The organism is Flavobacterium sp. GW823-FHT06G12, from assembly GCF_058794775.1.
Genome location: NZ_JBXAHE010000002.1, coordinates 1,141,337 through 1,156,587, shown reverse-complemented (window position 1 = coordinate 1,156,587; position 15,251 = coordinate 1,141,337). Strand labels below are relative to the sequence as shown.

Here is a 15,251-nt window from a genome sequence, read left to right as displayed (position 1 = left end):
AAATATAGTTTATATACGAATACGAAAAGCCTCTAAAAATATTTTAGAGGCTTTTTCTGTTTTAAGAAACTTTGTCAAAGTTTTAAACTTTGACAAAGTTGTTATTTTGCAGCTTCAACTTTTGCTAAAACTTCTTCTTCAGTTCCTTCAAAAACTTCAGTTGTTGTTTTTCCGTCTACTGTTTTAGTAACAGTTCCCGTAGTTTTTCCGTTAATATTTTTAACCTCAACACGAACCGATTGGCTTTCTGTATGAGCATATTTTCCGTTTGCATCAAAATGAGCCAGACATTTTGCTGTTTCTTCTTCAGAACAACCTTTTTCTTTACACATTTTAATACATTCTTCTTTTGTCATTCCAGACATATCGCCACATTTAGACATTCCTGCATGCATTTCTGTTTTAGCACAGCAAGAAGCTTTTCCAGCGATATCTGATGATTCGTGGCCTTCTCCTAAAATTGGAGCAATTACCAATCCAATCAAGCAAGTTAATTTGATTAAAATATTCATTGATGGCCCAGAAGTATCTTTAAACGGATCTCCAACTGTATCTCCGGTTACCGCTGCTTTATGTGCATCAGAACCTTTATAAGTCATTTCTCCGTTGATCATAACTCCTGCTTCAAAAGATTTCTTAGCATTATCCCAAGCACCTCCAGCATTGTTTTGGAAAACTGCCCAAAGCACTCCAGAAACCGTAACTCCTGCCATATATCCTCCTAACATTTCAGCAATTAACTGATTGTTGTCTGAGTAAACTAATTTTCCTAAAAGAACAATTAAAATTGGGAAACCAATCGTTAAAATCCCTGGAAGCATCATTTCTCTTAATGCTGCTTTTGTAGAAATTTCAACACATTTTCCGTATTCTGGTTTTCCTGTTCCTTCCATAATACCAGCAATTTCTTTGAACTGGCGACGAACTTCATACACCATATCCATTGCTGCTTTTCCAACAGAATTCATTGCTAAAGCAGAGAAAACTACCGGAATCATTCCACCAACAAATAACATCGCTAAAACTGGCGCTTTAAAAATATTAATTCCGTCGATTCCTGTAAAAGTTACATACGCAGCAAATAAAGCCAATGAAGTTAAGGCTGCAGAAGCAATTGCAAATCCTTTTCCTGTTGCTGCAGTTGTGTTTCCAACTGAATCTAAAATATCTGTTCTTGTACGAACTTCTTTTGGTAATTCGCTCATTTCTGCGATTCCTCCAGCATTATCAGAAATTGGTCCGAAAGCATCGATTGCCAATTGCATTGCTGTTGTAGCCATCATTGCAGAAGCTGCTAAAGCTACTCCATAGAATCCTGCTAAAGCATACGAAATCCAAATTGCCACCGCAAACAATAATACGGTTGGGAAAGTAGAAATCATTCCGGTTGCCAAACCTGCAATTACGTTTGTTCCCGCTCCTGTAGATGATTTTTGAACAATTGCCATAACTGGTTTTGTTCCTAATCCTGTATAATATTCTGTTACTGATGAAATAGCGCCACCTACAACTAATCCGACTAATGTAGCGTAGAAAACACGCATTGATGAAATCGCTTTAGAACCTTCTCCAAAGAAAGTCATTTGCATTGTTTCAGGAAGCATGTGCTGTACTAAGAAGAAACAAGCCACAGCGGTTAAAACAATAGAAACCCAGTTCCCTATATTTAATGCTTTCTGTACTTGTGCTTCTTTAGCATTGTCATCTGAGATTTTTACTAAAGTTGTTCCGATAATTGAAAATAAAATTCCGAAACCGGCAATTGCCATCGGAAGTAAGATAGGTCCAATTCCGCCAAAAGCATCATTGATACTTCCACCCATATCTTTTATCACATAGTTTCCAAGAACCATTGCAGCCAAAACAGTTGCTACATAAGAACCAAATAAATCGGCTCCCATACCTGCAACGTCTCCCACGTTATCTCCTACGTTATCTGCAATTGTAGCTGGATTACGAGGATCATCTTCTGGAATTCCAGCTTCAACTTTCCCAACTAAATCTGCTCCAACATCGGCTGCTTTTGTGTAGATTCCACCACCAACTCTGGCAAACAAAGCGATTGATTCTGCACCAAGCGAAAATCCCGCTAATGTCTCTAAAACAACTGTCATTGTATCTGTATCTTTCCAAACTCCACCAGAGAATAAATGAAAGAAAATGATGAAAAATGATGTCAAACCTAAAACGGCTAATCCGGCAACGCCTAATCCCATTACGGTTCCACCGCCAAAAGAAACTTTTAGAGCTTGCGGTAAACTTGTACGAGCCGCCTGTGTAGTTCTAACGTTTGTTTTTGTTGCGATTTTCATTCCCATATTTCCTGCTAAAGCAGAAAAGAATGCACCAAAAATAAAAGCAATTACGATTAATAAATGTGTTTTTACTCCTGGAATAAAAGTAATTCCTGCCAAAGCTAAACTGGCAATAATTACAAAGATGGTTAATAGTTTATATTCGGCTTTTAGAAAGGCTAAGGCTCCTTCGTAAATGTAATCTGAAATCTCTTTCATCTTACCGTCTCCAGCGTCTTGTTTTAAAACCCAAGTCCTTTTTATTCCCATGAAAAGTAATCCTAAAACTGCCATTATAATTGGCAGGTAAATCATAAATGCATTCATAATATATTAATGGTTTTGGTTAATAGTCAACAATCTAACTGAAACGAATTTAAACAAAAAAGCAATACTCCTGACGGCAGTATTGCTTTTTTTATAATAGAATAAGGTTAAAATTATTTAATGCTAAATAATCCAGCCGGTTTATTTTCAATGTCATCAAAACGTTTTGTACACTCAGCGATAATGTCGTAAGCTTCTTTTACGTCTCCCCATCCTTCTACATCTACTTTTTTATTTTCAAGGTCTTTGTAAACTTGGAAAAAGTGCTCGATTTCTTTTAATAAGTGAGCGTTAATATCAGAAAGATCGTTTAATGAATTCCAGATTGGATCTGAAACTGGTACACAAATAATTTTCTCGTCTGGTCCCTTATCATCTGCCATGTGGAATACACCAATTGGTTTCACTTCCATAACACATCCAGGAAAAGTTGGTTCGTTTACCAAAACTAATACGTCAAGAGGATCACCATCTAAAGCTAAAGTTTCTGGAATAAATCCGTAATCAGCTGGGTACATCATTGAAGAGAATAACATTCTGTCAAAACGCATTCTTTTAATTTCAAAATCGTACTCATATTTATTTCTGCTTCCTCGTGGTATTTCGATTAACACATCGAAAGTCGTTAATTTGTCTGCGGTCATTTTCGTTTTTTAATGTTTCTATAATTTCGGTTGCAAAAATAACTAAAGAATCTAGTTTTACAATAAAAAACAAGGTTAAATTATGCGCATTAAAGTTTAAAAAACAAGCATTTAATAGGTAATACTTCGATTTCTCTTCTTTAAATAATAATGCCAAAGTAAATAAGTTGCATAAGATCGATACGGACTCCACTCTTCTGCGTGAATTTCCATTTCTTGTTTGTCATGAATATCTAGCAATTCTTTAATCGTATTTATTACTGCTATATCGCCAAGAGGAATTAAATCGGGTTCTTCTAAACAAAACATTAGATAAATATCAATTGTCCAATTGCCTATTCCTTTTAGTTTAATGAGCTCTTCGCGAACTTGTTTTGCTGATTTTGAAGCTAAACTTTCGATATCTAATTCTTTGTTTAAAACCGCTTCCGCTAAAATCTTAATGTATTTTGTTTTCTGGCGACTTACTCCCAAATTTCTAAATTCCTCATCGGTCAAAACAGCCATATTTTCGGGATTGCAAGTTTTGTAAGCTTTGATTTTTAAAAATGTGGCCTTCGCCGAATCTATAGAAACTTGCTGTTCAAGTATTAATAAAACCAAAGTTTCAAATCCAGGAGGACGTCTTGGAATTGGAGGCAATCCGTATTTTTCAATAATTTCTAGAAATACAGGATTTTTATTGGTTAAAAAATCGATGGCTTCTTGCATGGTGTTAGATTTCGAAAGTAAATCAAAAATAAGAAAAATGAAATTAGTTCTCGTAAAGACGCCAAGTCACTAAGTTTTTTTCACACAGATTTTGCGGATTTAAGCAAATTTATTTTTTCAATCTAAAACAATTATAATCTGCGTTTATCAGCTCAAATCCGCAAAATCTGCGTGAAAAAAAATATTAGATAAAAAAAGTCGCAAAGATTTAAAACCTTTGCGACTTTGTAACTTTGAGCCTTTGCACCAAAAAACAATTAGAAATAAAACCCGAAAGATCCTTTAATTGCAAATTTATGTGCATCTGGCATATCTAGATAATTTCCTCTCCAAGAGAAATCAAGACGGAAAACTTTAAAGATATTTCCAATTCCTGCATTATATTCCCAGTATACTTTTTCAGGAGCGTTATAAGGCAATCCTGAAGCATTGATGGCGCGATTGGCATCAGAAATAGTTCCGTGAACGGCTCTAATTCCAATAAACTCTCTCCAGTTCAGTTTTCTCATAAATGGAATTCTGGCAAACAATCTTCCGCCAAAATCATGATTCCACTGCAAGGTTGTATATTGATCTGTAACGAATTCATAGAAATTCAAGTTACTGAATGTATTTTCGATTGTAAAATAAGTCTGGTTACCCGGAATTACACTCATCAAACCTAACGGAATTGTACCAAAAGTTTTTCCTGTTTCGATTGTAATATTTGTTCTTCCTAAAGGCCCGATAATAATTGGCTGTCTATAGAAAACTTGAATTTTTTCGTACGCAAAATCACTATCGAAAACTCCTTTTAATCCGTAACTGAAATTCACGAAGAAATGGCTAAAAGGACTATCAACTAAACTCCTTTCTACACCATAACCAATCGTTTTTCTGTTTGGCATAAACTCAAACTGAATATTGGCCTCAGATTGTTTTACCATACTTTCAACAACTCCTGCTGGATTTGCTGCAGTTGGTAAAGTTGTATAATAATCTAAACTAAAGGTCTTCGATGCCGATTCTAATGTTCGATATGAAAGTCCTGCCGAGACAATAAAATTCTTTTTAGGCTCCATTTCTACAGAAATGTTACTCAAATTAATATTGGTCAATTTCCCATTACTTCCAGTCGTAAACAATGCCGAAGAGGCAAAACTTCGTCCTAAAACGTCATTTGTAGTGGTTAAACTGGCACCAATCTGCTCGATGTCACGCCTGTTTCCTCCAGAAATGATAACTCGGTTTTTCTTGTCAACCATCCATTTTCCGGAAACTCCGTATTTGAATTTATTATCATCAAATCCGTAAGCGGTATAAGCTTGAAGACGCCATGGATCATTTGGTCCAAAATAGGTTCTTCCTCCTACTCTCAATCTCAAACCTTCGACTTCGTTATATCCAAAAGTTGAAAATATTGGTCCGTAATCGAAGTTTTTAAATTCGATGTAACCACTTCCTAAAATAGAGACCAAGTTATACAGCTGCTTAAATCGCTTGACGGTCTGCAGTGTATCAAGCATTTTATAAATTCCCTGCTCGTCTTTATTTAGCTTTTCGAAACGATTTTCTTCCCAGAACTCAGGCGGTCGTTCGTAAACGGCATTATCAATAAAATTGACTTCTTCTTTATAAAACTTCTCTGGCTTCTGAATGTTGAATTTATGATTGCGGTATAAAGTGGTTCTTTTACCATAAACTCCTTTTGATTTTTCTTTTTTATTTAAAGCAAAATCAGACATCATGTAATCACGTGTCAAAAGGAAAACTGAATCATTTTCTACTTCAAATTCCTGTTCAATATAAATATCTTTTACCCAGTTAATATTGGCGCTTTTCGTCACACCCATATTAATTTTCTTGATCGCAAAAGTGGTATCGTTAACCCAAAAATCTCCCTTAAAAGTTAATTCGTTTTTACGTCTAGGATAAAAAACAATATTGTAGCACCATTTTTTGTCTATAAAAGCACTGTCTTTTAAAACATAATTATAGACATCGATTCCTGTTCTTGAAAGCGGACTTGTAAAACTCTTATCAAAGAATTTCAGGTGATTGTCATAAATATTATAGTCAGAATAAAGGTCTTTAACGAAAGATAAAATCTGCTGATTTCCATTGAAACCAGACATTTTATTTCCGGTAAGATTTTCTTTTACCTTTTTTAACTTATTATCTCCGTAAACATCATAAACCGATTCGTTGATAAAAATCGGTAAATAGGTTTTTCCAGTAACATCTGAAGTATCAACGTGATTAAAGATAAACTCCATTCCTTTAAAAAGCTTATTCTTCATGAAGGCACTATCAATAGTGTTCATGTCAAATTCCACTTTTTCATACTTCTGCATTTGATATTGATTAAACAGGTATAATCCGTTTTTACGTTTTCTTTCCCAGATTTTTCGCAAAATATCCAATGCCGGATTATTCTTCTTAGAAGTTTTTCCAGTATAAATTACAACTTCGTTAAGCACTTGCTCTTCGAACAAAATAATTTTAAAATTATAATTAACTGCTTTGTCTAAAGGAACTTCTTTATCTGAAAATCCTGCTGAAGTAACCAAAAGTGCGGTATAAGTATTTGGTGATTCTAAATAAAAACGACCGTCTTCATTGGAAACAATCCCAATATTAGAACCTTTAAAAACTACATTTGCAAAAGGTATTGGCTGATTCGATTTGTCCAAAACAACTCCACTCACTTTGGTTTGTGCAGTAACAACATTCGCAAATGCAAATACAATATATAAGAGAAGTAGAGTTAATTTGTTCATTATAAAGTAAAAAAAAACTTCACCAATCCATGTTTGTCTGATGAAGTTTTATGAGTATTTTGTATTTGTATTATTTATATAATACTTTTTTAACTGCTTTTACTACATCACCTGCATTTGGCAACCAGTCTTTAAGCAGTACTGGAGAATAAGGTGCAGGAGTATCTGCTGTTGTAATACGTTGAATTGGCGCATCAAGGAAGTCGAATGCTTGTTCTTGAACGATATAAGAGATTTCAGAAGAAAGGCTGGCAACTGGCCAAGCTTCTTCAAGAATTACTAAACGGTTTGTTTTTTTAACCGATTTTAAGATCGCATCTTTATCCATTGGACGAACTGTTCTTAAATCGATAATCTCACAAGAAATACCTTCTTTTGCTAATTCATCAGCAGCAATAAAAGCTTCTTTGATGATTTTTCCGAATGAAACGATAGTTACATCTGTTCCTTCACGTTTAACATCAGCAACACCTAGAGGAATTGTATATTCTCCGTCTGGCACTTCACCTTTGTCTCCGTACATTTGCTCAGATTCCATGAAAATAACTGGATCGTTATCACGGATAGCTGATTTTAAAAGTCCTTTTGCATCATAAGGAGTTGAAGGAACAACAACTTTTAAACCTGGAGTATTAGCAAACCAGTTTTCTAAAGCTTGTGAGTGAGTAGCTCCTAATTGACCAGCAGAAGCTGTTGGTCCACGGAAAACGATAGGCACATTAAACTGTCCTCCTGTCATTTGACGCATTTTAGCAGCGTTATTTATAATTTGATCAATACCAACTAAACAGAAGTTGAATGTCATATATTCTACAATAGGGCGGTTTCCGTTCATTGCAGAACCTACTGCAATTCCTGAAAATCCAAGTTCAGCAATTGGAGTATCGATTACTCTTTTTTCACCAAACTCAGCAAGCATTCCTTTAGAAGCTTTGTAAGCTCCATTGTATTCTGCAACCTCTTCTCCCATTAAATATATGGATTCATCGCGACGCATTTCTTCGCTCATTGCTTCACAAATGGCCTCTCTAAATTGTATTGTTCTCATATTTTATATTGTATGTTGAATTTTCTGAAAAGCAAAAATAAATATTTTAAATAACTTAAATGCAAAAATTGAATTTAAAATCGCATGAACTTCTATCTGTTCTCTGGTTTTAACTTTTTAAACTTTATTGTGATATTAACGAAATCGATATAATAACGTACAATTCACACTTAATCTATTCCAGAATATTTTTTTAGACAAACTTTTATTCATTTGTTTAATTCTTATTTTCTTCAAATTCACTCATAATAACGTAAAAAACCAAAAATTAGTATTTATCAGACAAAAATTAATCTGTTCCTCAACTATCAGTTATTGCAAAATTCCTAACAATCAGACAAAATGAGTATTATTTTATTTTTAGATTCCGATGAAAATCATTCAAAACTGAACAATCTGCGAAATCGTAATAGTTTTAAAAAATATTATGCATGCATAGTATAATTATTCCAAATTAAATTCTAAATTTGTAAAAGCATATTATAAATTCAAAATATATACTTATGAAAATACTAGTTTGCATCAGCCATGTGCCTGATACTACTTCAAAAATTAACTTTACCAACGGTGACTCAGAATTTGACACTAATGGAGTACAATATGTAATTAACCCTAACGACGAATTTGGTCTTACACGCGCTATCTGGTTCCAAGAGCAACAAGGTGCAAATGTAACGGTTGTAAACGTTGGAGGTCCTGATACTGAACCAACTTTGCGTAAAGCATTAGCAATTGGTGCAAACGAAGCAATTCGTGTGAATGCAAATCCAACTGACGGATTTTTTGTTGCTAAGCAATTAGCAGAAGTTATTAAAAACGGAGGTTATGATCTTGTAATTGCTGGAAAAGAATCTTTGGATTACAACGGAGGAATGGTTCCTGGAATGATCGCAGGAATTTTAGGTTCTAACTTCTTAAACTCTTGTACAGCTTTAACAGTTGATGGAAACAATGTAAAAGCAGTACGTGAAATTGACGGTGGAAAAGAAACAGTAAGCACTACTCTTCCATTAATTATTGGAGGACAAAAAGGTCTTGTTGAGGAAAAAGATTTACGTATCCCGAACATGAGAGGAATTATGACTGCAAGAACAAAAGCTTTAACTATCCTTGAGCCAGTTGATGCAGCTGTAAATACAAAAGCAGTGAAATTTGAAAAACCAGCTCCAAAATCAGCAGTGAAATTAGTTTCTGCAGATAATTTAGATGAGTTAATCAATTTATTACACAACGAAGCGAAGGTAATCTAGTATTCAGTAATCAGTTTTCAGTCTCTGTTTTCAGTCTCAGTTTATGAACTTGAAACCTTAAACTTTAAACTTTAAACAAAAAAAATTATGTCAATATTAATATATGCAGAATCTGCAGAAGGAAAATTTAAAAAAGTTGCTTTCGAATTAGCTTCTTATGCTAAGAAAGTAGCCGAATCATTAGGAACAACTGTTACTGCTTTAACAGTAAACATCAGCGACGTAAGCGAGTTAGGCAAATATGGAGTTGATAAAGTTTTAAAAGTAAGCAATGATAAATTAGCTGGTTTTAATGCAAAAGCTTACGCTGATGTTATCAAACAAGCTGCTGAGAAAGAAGGAACAAAAGTAGTATTGCTTTCTTCTACAACAGACAGTATTTACCTTTCTCCACTAGTTGCGGTAACTTTAAATGCTGGTTTCGCTTCAAATGTAGTTGGGTTGCCAGTTAGCACTTCTCCTTTCCAAGTAAAAAGAAATGCTTTCTCAAACAAAGCTTTCAATATTACAGAAATCAGTACAGATGTAAAAGTTCTTGGTTTAGCTAAAAACTCTTACGGTCTTTTTGAAAGCGCAGGAGCGGCTGCAGCAGAAGATTTCAATCCAACAATTGGAGACAATGATTTTGGTGTAAAAGTAGAATCTGTAGAAAAAGTTTCTGGAAAAGTTTCTATTGCTGATGCAGATATCGTAGTTTCTGGCGGACGCGGACTAAAAGGTCCAGAAAACTGGGGATTAGTAGAAGATCTTGCTGCTGTTCTTGGTGCCGCAACGGCTTGTTCTAAACCAGTTTCTGATTTAGGATGGAGACCTCACAGCGAACACGTTGGGCAAACAGGAAAACCAGTTGCAACAAACTTATATATTGCTATCGGTATTTCTGGAGCTATCCAACACATTGCTGGTATTAACTCTTCTAAAGTAAAAGTAGTTATCAATAACGATCCTGAAGCTCCTTTCTTTAAAGTGGCTGATTATGGTGTAGTTGGAGATGCTTTTGAAATTGTACCACAATTAACAGAGAAATTAAAAGCTTTTAAAGCTCAGCACTCTTAACACAAAGAATTCTCTTTAAAAATATTGCTGCCTAAAAACAAGATGTTGTATCTTTGTTTATAGGCAGCTTTTTTGTTCCATATTTTTTGATTAAAATTGCAGCTTTATTTTTTAAACCAAAACAGTATTAAAATAAGGTCCTAAGTGCCTTTTTTACAAACATATATGAGTCTAGTAAAATTATCCATAAAAGGAATTTCATACAGTCAAACTCAAAATGGCGCTTATGCCTTAATTTTGAATGAAGTGGATGGCGAAAGAAAACTACCTATTGTTATTGGTGCTTTTGAAGCCCAGTCAATCGCTATTGCTTTAGAGAAAGAAATAAAACCGCCACGTCCATTAACACACGATTTATTCAAGAATTTTGCTGAAAGATTTGACATTGTAGTTAAGCAAGTTATCATTCACAAATTAGTTGACGGTGTTTTTTATTCAAGTTTAATTTGCGAAAGAGACAAAATCGAAGAGATTATAGATGCTAGAACCTCTGATGCTATTGCCTTAGCATTACGTTTCAATGCTCCTATTTTTACTTACAAAAACATTTTAGACAAAGCAGGAATTTATCTAAAATCGAATACTGCAGAAACAGATTCTGGCGCTCAAGAAATTGATGATGTTCTTTCCAATCCTGAAACTTTTGGACACGAAGAAGAAAGCAACCAATCTGGAGACGTTTACGCAAAACATAGTTTACAAGAACTAAACGAGCTTTTAGATCAAGCCGTTTCTCAGGAAGATTACGAAAAAGCAGCAAAAATTAGAGACGAAATCTCTAGAAGATAAATTTTAATGTTTAATCGTTAAACCGTTTATTCGTTAAATCGATTAAACAAATTTACAATTAAACAGATCCACGATTAAACGATTAAACAAAGATGAAGCAATACTTAGATTTAGTAAAACACGTTTTAGAAAACGGCAATCAAAAAGGAGACCGAACTGGAACTGGAACAAAAAGTGTTTTCGGTTACCAAATGCGTTTTGATTTAAGTGAGGGCTTCCCAATGGTTACAACAAAAAAACTTCATTTGAAATCGATCATTTACGAATTGCTTTGGTTTTTAAAAGGCGATACAAACGTAAAATACCTTCAAGAAAATGGAGTCAAAATTTGGGATGAATGGGCAGATTCTAATGGCGATTTAGGACCTGTTTACGGTCATCAATGGCGTAATTGGAATAGTGAAGAAATAGATCAGATTTCTGAATTAATTAAAGAATTAAAAACAAATCCGAATAGCAGAAGAATGTTGGTTTCTGCATGGAACCCATCGGTTTTGCCAGATACTAAAAAATCTTTTGAGGAAAATGTAGCCAATAACAAAGCAGCTTTGCCTCCTTGTCATGCTTTTTTCCAATTTTATGTAGCAAGTCCAGATCCTGAAAAAGGAGAAACAAAAGGAAAATTATCTTGCCAATTGTATCAGCGAAGTGCCGATATCTTTTTAGGAGTTCCTTTTAACATTGCTTCTTATGCATTGCTAACTATGATGATTGCACAAGTATGCGATTTAGAGCCAGGCGAATTTATTCACACTTTTGGTGACGCACATATTTACAATAATCATTTTGAGCAATTGGAATTGCAATTGACACGTGAACCAAAACCATTACCAAAAATGATTTTAAATCCTGAGATTAAAAACATTTTTGATTTTGATTTTAATGATTTCACACTTGTAGATTACGATCCACACCCTGCCATTAAAGGAAGTGTTGCAGTATAAAAAACAAAAATCCGCTTTAATAGCGGATTTTTTTATACAACTAAAACACTGTTTTCACTTCCAGCGTAATCATTCCATTTATAAGAATCGGCTTCTGGATCATTTACATAATTTCCGTCAATCAGATACTTAAATTCATAAATAGCATCTTTAACCAAGTCATAAGTTGCTTTAAAAGTTCCATTTTTCAATTTACTCAGAGTTCCTTCTTCAGCATTCCAATTATTGAAATCTCCAACAACAGCTGCCGAATTTGCATCTTTAGCATCTATTGAAAACGTCACTTTACATACGGGTTTCGTTTTCACAAATTGTTTCTTTAAAGACATAACTATTTCGTTTTTAGATTTATACATCTAAAATTAATTAAATTCAATGAAACACTAACTACCTTCAGAAGCGATTTATGATAATACCAAAAACAGCTTAATATTTTCGCTTTATCTGCAATTTAAAGTGGTTAAAATTTTGTTTTTCAAATTCTTATATCTGCAAAAGGCAAATATTCCATATTCAAAATATTGACTTTCGAAAATAAATTTTAACTTTATAATCTCATTTTTATCTTATGGAAAAAGAAGTACACGAACAATACGAATACGCTAGACGCCGATTAAGACAAAAAAAGGTCTTATATTTTCATTTTGTTCTTTTCCTGCTTGGAAGTTTATTTTTATTTATTGCCAATAAATTTTTTGGATTTGGAGAGGGCACAACACAAAATTGGTGTATTTGGGGTATTACAATTTGGCTTTTCCTTTTTATTCTACATTTTATAAAGGTATATATAACGGACCGTTTTATGAATAAGAAATGGGAAAGAGAACAAATTGACCGATTAGTTGCTTTACAGCAAAAAAGAATCAGTCAGCTAGAATCTTCTATTAATGAAGAGAATGAAAATAAAATTTAGTTAAGCATACCATGATTATAATGATAGCGGCTGCAGCCGAAAATAATGCGCTTGGAAAAAACAACGAATTAGTATGGCATTTGCCAAATGATTTTAAAAGATTTAAATCGCTTACTACTGGTCATCATATCATTATGGGAAGAAAAACTTTTGAAAGTTTTCCAAAACCGTTACCAGATCGCGTTCATATTGTAATTTCTCGTCAAGAAAATTACAACCCAGAAGGATGTATTGTAGTAGACAGCATTGAAAAGGCAATTGCGCTATGTCCTGAAAATGATGATAGTTATGTTATTGGCGGTGGAGAAATTTATAATCTTGCTCTTCCGTTTACCGATATTATTGAATTAACAAAAGTTCATCATTCGTTTGATGCAGATGCTTTTTTTCCGAAAATCAATAAAAATGAATGGATTTTAGTCGAATCTGAAGAAAATTATAAAGATGAAAAGCATCTTTATGATTACACCTATGAAACTTACATTAGAAAATAAATAAAAAACATCCTCTTTTAAGGGAGGATGTTTTTAAATAATTGATTTTGAAGCCTAACTCGCTCAAGAAAAATTTTGTTTAAAAAAAAATCACAAATGTCGAGAAACATTTGTAAAACTGAATAACATTTAATGTTATTGGGACCTAAATCCCAAAGGCCTTTAATAACAAATACCACTAAGATATTAAAGGCAGAAAATTAAAATTTCCAAAAACAAATTTAATCCTAAGAACGTACTTTGCACTTAAATATAGTATTTCCCCCCAAGAACAATACTTTACAAACTCTTTCAAGAACAAATGAATTACCAGCGCAAAAAAGTAACCACTTGTTTAAGTTATAGCAACTTTATCAATCATTAAACTTTAATCATTTTTACTTGAACAAAGTTGCTCATAATACCGTGATTGTACAATACCGCGTTTTAGGGATTTTGGCAAAATCCCTAAATTTAGGGATGCCAAAACAGCCTGTAAATCTGTTCTAAAACAAACTCTGCAAAACATTTATTTTACAAATTAAAAAACTCAATTACAGTTAAACTAGATTGTTTATATTTGCCTAAATAAAAAAAATGTCTGAAAAAGTAACTCCGTATAAAGACTCTACCTTAGGTAAAAAAGAGCAAGTAACCCAAATGTTTGATACCATTTCTGGGAATTACGATAATTTGAATCGTGTAATTTCATTTGGAATTGATGTTAAATGGCGCAAAAAAGTATTAAAGATCGTATCAGACAAAAAACCAAAAGTCATTTTGGATATTGCAACAGGAACTGGCGATTTAGCAATTTTGATGGCACAAACTAATGCTGAGAAAATTGTTGGTCTTGATATTTCTGCCGGAATGCTGGAAGTTGGAAAAAAGAAAGTTGAAGAAAAAAAGCTTTCTAATGTTATTGAACTAGTTTTGGGAGATTCTGAAAACATGCCATTTGAAGACAATTATTTTGATGCTATTACTGTTGGCTTTGGTGTGAGAAATTTTGAAAACTTAGAAAAAGGTTTTGCAGAAATTTTAAGAGTTTTAAAACCAAACGGAGTATTTGTTATATTAGAAACTTCTGTTCCAAATAAATTCCCTTATAAACAAGGTTATAATTTTTACAGTAAAAATATACTTCCTCTAATCGGAAAATTATTTTCTAAAGATAATGATGCCTATGGTTATTTATCCGAATCGGCGGCAGCTTTTCCTTATGGTGAAGCCTTAAACAATATTTTAAGAAAAACTGGGTTTATAGATGTTGTGGCAATGCCCCAAACTTTTGGTGTCGCAACAATTTATTCTGCATCTAAAAAATAGTATGAAAAAAGTTGTAATCTTATTTTTATTGGTCTTAACGACAAAAGGACATTCTCAATTTGCTAAAAATATGTTTAGCAAAGATCCTATCATTAATCTTGAAAACTGGCAAAAGCAGCGCATCTACTTTGGCTATTATCTAGGTTTTAATAGTTTCGACTTTAAATTTGACTACAAAACTCCTGTACAGCAAGACATTCAGGTTAAAAAAACTACTGGTTTTAATGTTGGTGTTGTAGCCGATTTAAGACTTCAGGAATATATCAACCTGCGTTTTGAACCTGGTTTGTATTATACTAAACGAGATTTATATTTTCCTGGAATAAGCAACAAAGAGACCGACTATTTAAGAGAAGTAAATAGTACTTATATTCACTTCCCTTTATTATTGAAATTTTCTGCCTTGCGTACAGGAAATATACGTCCGTATTTAGTTGGCGGTATGTCTACAACTTTAAATTTATCTAGCAATGCTAAATCTCAAGACGATAACTTTGAGCAAAAATTCAGAGTAAAACAATGGACTGCTGCTTATGAGTTAGGTTTAGGGATTGATATTTTTACCGAATACTTTATTTTTTCTCCTTCTGTTAGAGGAATGTTCGGCATAACAGATGAACTTATTAGAGATAAAACTCCAGACAGCCCTTGGACTGGAAATATCGATTCGATGAAATCTAGAGCTATTTTAATAAATTTCACTTTTCATTAAAA

14 protein-coding genes are annotated in these 15,251 nt (G+C 33.4%); 8 read left to right on the top strand and 6 right to left on the bottom strand.

The window, feature by feature from the left end:
• Window positions 1–101 precede the first annotated feature (101 nt).
• The 5 genes from AC1Q5Z_RS11935 to AC1Q5Z_RS11915 all read right to left on the bottom strand — a co-directional run bounded on the left by AC1Q5Z_RS11935 (window position 102) and on the right by AC1Q5Z_RS11915 (window position 7,783).
• Window positions 102–2,621, bottom strand: coding sequence for a sodium-translocating pyrophosphatase (locus AC1Q5Z_RS11935; protein ID WP_343587860.1), 2,520 nt, complete (start codon window positions 2,619–2,621; stop codon window positions 102–104).
• 113 nt (window positions 2,622–2,734) lie between these two features.
• On the bottom strand, window positions 2,735–3,265 hold the full coding sequence (locus tag AC1Q5Z_RS11930) for an inorganic diphosphatase (protein ID WP_111379450.1): 531 nt from the start codon (window positions 3,263–3,265) through the stop codon (window positions 2,735–2,737).
• Between the two features lie 111 nt (window positions 3,266–3,376).
• Window positions 3,377–3,976: a DNA-3-methyladenine glycosylase family protein gene (locus AC1Q5Z_RS11925; RefSeq protein WP_492444970.1), complete on the bottom strand. Its 600-nt coding sequence runs from the start codon at window positions 3,974–3,976 to the stop codon at window positions 3,377–3,379.
• 257 nt (window positions 3,977–4,233) lie between these two features.
• Complete coding sequence (locus AC1Q5Z_RS11920; RefSeq protein ID WP_343587856.1) at window positions 4,234–6,735, bottom strand: DUF5686 and carboxypeptidase-like regulatory domain-containing protein; 2,502 nt, start codon at window positions 6,733–6,735, stop codon at window positions 4,234–4,236.
• Between the two features lie 70 nt (window positions 6,736–6,805).
• Window positions 6,806–7,783, bottom strand: coding sequence for a pyruvate dehydrogenase complex E1 component subunit beta (locus AC1Q5Z_RS11915; protein ID WP_008466560.1), 978 nt, complete (start codon window positions 7,781–7,783; stop codon window positions 6,806–6,808).
• A gap of 503 nt (window positions 7,784–8,286) precedes the next feature.
• Between AC1Q5Z_RS11915 and AC1Q5Z_RS11910 the strand changes: the two genes are divergently transcribed.
• The 4 genes from AC1Q5Z_RS11910 to AC1Q5Z_RS11895 all read left to right on the top strand — a co-directional run bounded on the left by AC1Q5Z_RS11910 (window position 8,287) and on the right by AC1Q5Z_RS11895 (window position 11,822).
• Window positions 8,287–9,033, top strand: coding sequence for an electron transfer flavoprotein subunit beta/FixA family protein (locus AC1Q5Z_RS11910; RefSeq protein ID WP_281634704.1), 747 nt, complete (start codon window positions 8,287–8,289; stop codon window positions 9,031–9,033).
• Window positions 9,034–9,120: 87 nt separating this feature from the next.
• Window positions 9,121–10,089, top strand: coding sequence for an electron transfer flavoprotein subunit alpha/FixB family protein (locus tag AC1Q5Z_RS11905; protein WP_343587852.1), 969 nt, complete (start codon window positions 9,121–9,123; stop codon window positions 10,087–10,089).
• A gap of 165 nt (window positions 10,090–10,254) precedes the next feature.
• Window positions 10,255–10,878, top strand: coding sequence for a bifunctional nuclease family protein (locus AC1Q5Z_RS11900; protein WP_008466556.1), 624 nt, complete (start codon window positions 10,255–10,257; stop codon window positions 10,876–10,878).
• Between the two features lie 92 nt (window positions 10,879–10,970).
• Window positions 10,971–11,822, top strand: coding sequence for a thymidylate synthase (locus AC1Q5Z_RS11895; RefSeq protein ID WP_343587849.1), 852 nt, complete (start codon window positions 10,971–10,973; stop codon window positions 11,820–11,822).
• Between the two features lie 32 nt (window positions 11,823–11,854).
• Here the strand turns inward: AC1Q5Z_RS11895 and AC1Q5Z_RS11890 are convergent, their stop codons facing one another.
• Window positions 11,855–12,151: an isoamylase early set domain-containing protein gene (locus tag AC1Q5Z_RS11890; RefSeq protein ID WP_198854650.1), complete on the bottom strand. Its 297-nt coding sequence runs from the start codon at window positions 12,149–12,151 to the stop codon at window positions 11,855–11,857.
• A gap of 239 nt (window positions 12,152–12,390) precedes the next feature.
• On the opposite strand from AC1Q5Z_RS11890, the gene AC1Q5Z_RS11885 reads away from it, so the two are divergent.
• The 4 genes from AC1Q5Z_RS11885 to porT all read left to right on the top strand — a co-directional run bounded on the left by AC1Q5Z_RS11885 (window position 12,391) and on the right by porT (window position 15,249).
• A complete protein-coding gene (locus AC1Q5Z_RS11885; RefSeq protein ID WP_111288290.1) occupies window positions 12,391–12,735 on the top strand; it encodes a 2TM domain-containing protein in 345 nt (114 codons plus the stop codon).
• Between the two features lie 11 nt (window positions 12,736–12,746).
• The gene (locus AC1Q5Z_RS11880) at window positions 12,747–13,229 is read left to right on the top strand and encodes a dihydrofolate reductase (RefSeq protein WP_278019680.1); all 483 of its coding nucleotides are present in this window, start codon (window positions 12,747–12,749) and stop codon (window positions 13,227–13,229) included.
• Between the two features lie 576 nt (window positions 13,230–13,805).
• Window positions 13,806–14,537 carry a bifunctional demethylmenaquinone methyltransferase/2-methoxy-6-polyprenyl-1,4-benzoquinol methylase UbiE gene (ubiE, locus tag AC1Q5Z_RS11875; RefSeq protein ID WP_198854652.1) on the top strand — a complete coding sequence of 244 codons (732 nt, stop codon included), beginning with the start codon at window positions 13,806–13,808 and terminating at the stop codon, window positions 14,535–14,537.
• Window position 14,538: 1 nt separating this feature from the next.
• Window positions 14,539–15,249, top strand: a complete 711-nt coding sequence (gene porT, locus AC1Q5Z_RS11870; RefSeq protein ID WP_198854653.1) for a type IX secretion/gliding motility protein PorT/SprT — start codon at window positions 14,539–14,541, stop codon at window positions 15,247–15,249.
• The last annotated feature ends 2 nt before the right edge of the window (window positions 15,250–15,251 follow it).

Excerpts from the sequence above, each read along its gene's own strand:
- AC1Q5Z_RS11935 (WP_343587860.1), bottom strand. The coding sequence starts at position 2,621 with ATGAATGCATTTATGATTTACCTGCCAATTATAATGGCAGTTTTAGGA.
- porT (WP_198854653.1), top strand. The coding sequence starts at position 14,539 with ATGAAAAAAGTTGTAATCTTATTTTTATTGGTCTTAACGACAAAAGGA.
- AC1Q5Z_RS11920 (WP_343587856.1), bottom strand. The coding sequence starts at position 6,735 with ATGAACAAATTAACTCTACTTCTCTTATATATTGTATTTGCATTTGCG.
- AC1Q5Z_RS11925 (WP_492444970.1), bottom strand. The coding sequence starts at position 3,976 with ATGCAAGAAGCCATCGATTTTTTAACCAATAAAAATCCTGTATTTCTA.
- AC1Q5Z_RS11915 (WP_008466560.1), bottom strand. The coding sequence starts at position 7,783 with ATGAGAACAATACAATTTAGAGAGGCCATTTGTGAAGCAATGAGCGAA.
- AC1Q5Z_RS11890 (WP_198854650.1), bottom strand. The coding sequence starts at position 12,151 with ATGTCTTTAAAGAAACAATTTGTGAAAACGAAACCCGTATGTAAAGTG.
- AC1Q5Z_RS11880 (WP_278019680.1), top strand. The coding sequence starts at position 12,747 with ATGATTATAATGATAGCGGCTGCAGCCGAAAATAATGCGCTTGGAAAA.
- AC1Q5Z_RS11885 (WP_111288290.1), top strand. The coding sequence starts at position 12,391 with ATGGAAAAAGAAGTACACGAACAATACGAATACGCTAGACGCCGATTA.
- AC1Q5Z_RS11900 (WP_008466556.1), top strand. The coding sequence starts at position 10,255 with ATGAGTCTAGTAAAATTATCCATAAAAGGAATTTCATACAGTCAAACT.
- AC1Q5Z_RS11930 (WP_111379450.1), bottom strand. The coding sequence starts at position 3,265 with ATGACCGCAGACAAATTAACGACTTTCGATGTGTTAATCGAAATACCA.
- AC1Q5Z_RS11910 (WP_281634704.1), top strand. The coding sequence starts at position 8,287 with ATGAAAATACTAGTTTGCATCAGCCATGTGCCTGATACTACTTCAAAA.
- AC1Q5Z_RS11905 (WP_343587852.1), top strand. The coding sequence starts at position 9,121 with ATGTCAATATTAATATATGCAGAATCTGCAGAAGGAAAATTTAAAAAA.
- ubiE (WP_198854652.1), top strand. The coding sequence starts at position 13,806 with ATGTCTGAAAAAGTAACTCCGTATAAAGACTCTACCTTAGGTAAAAAA.
- AC1Q5Z_RS11895 (WP_343587849.1), top strand. The coding sequence starts at position 10,971 with ATGAAGCAATACTTAGATTTAGTAAAACACGTTTTAGAAAACGGCAAT.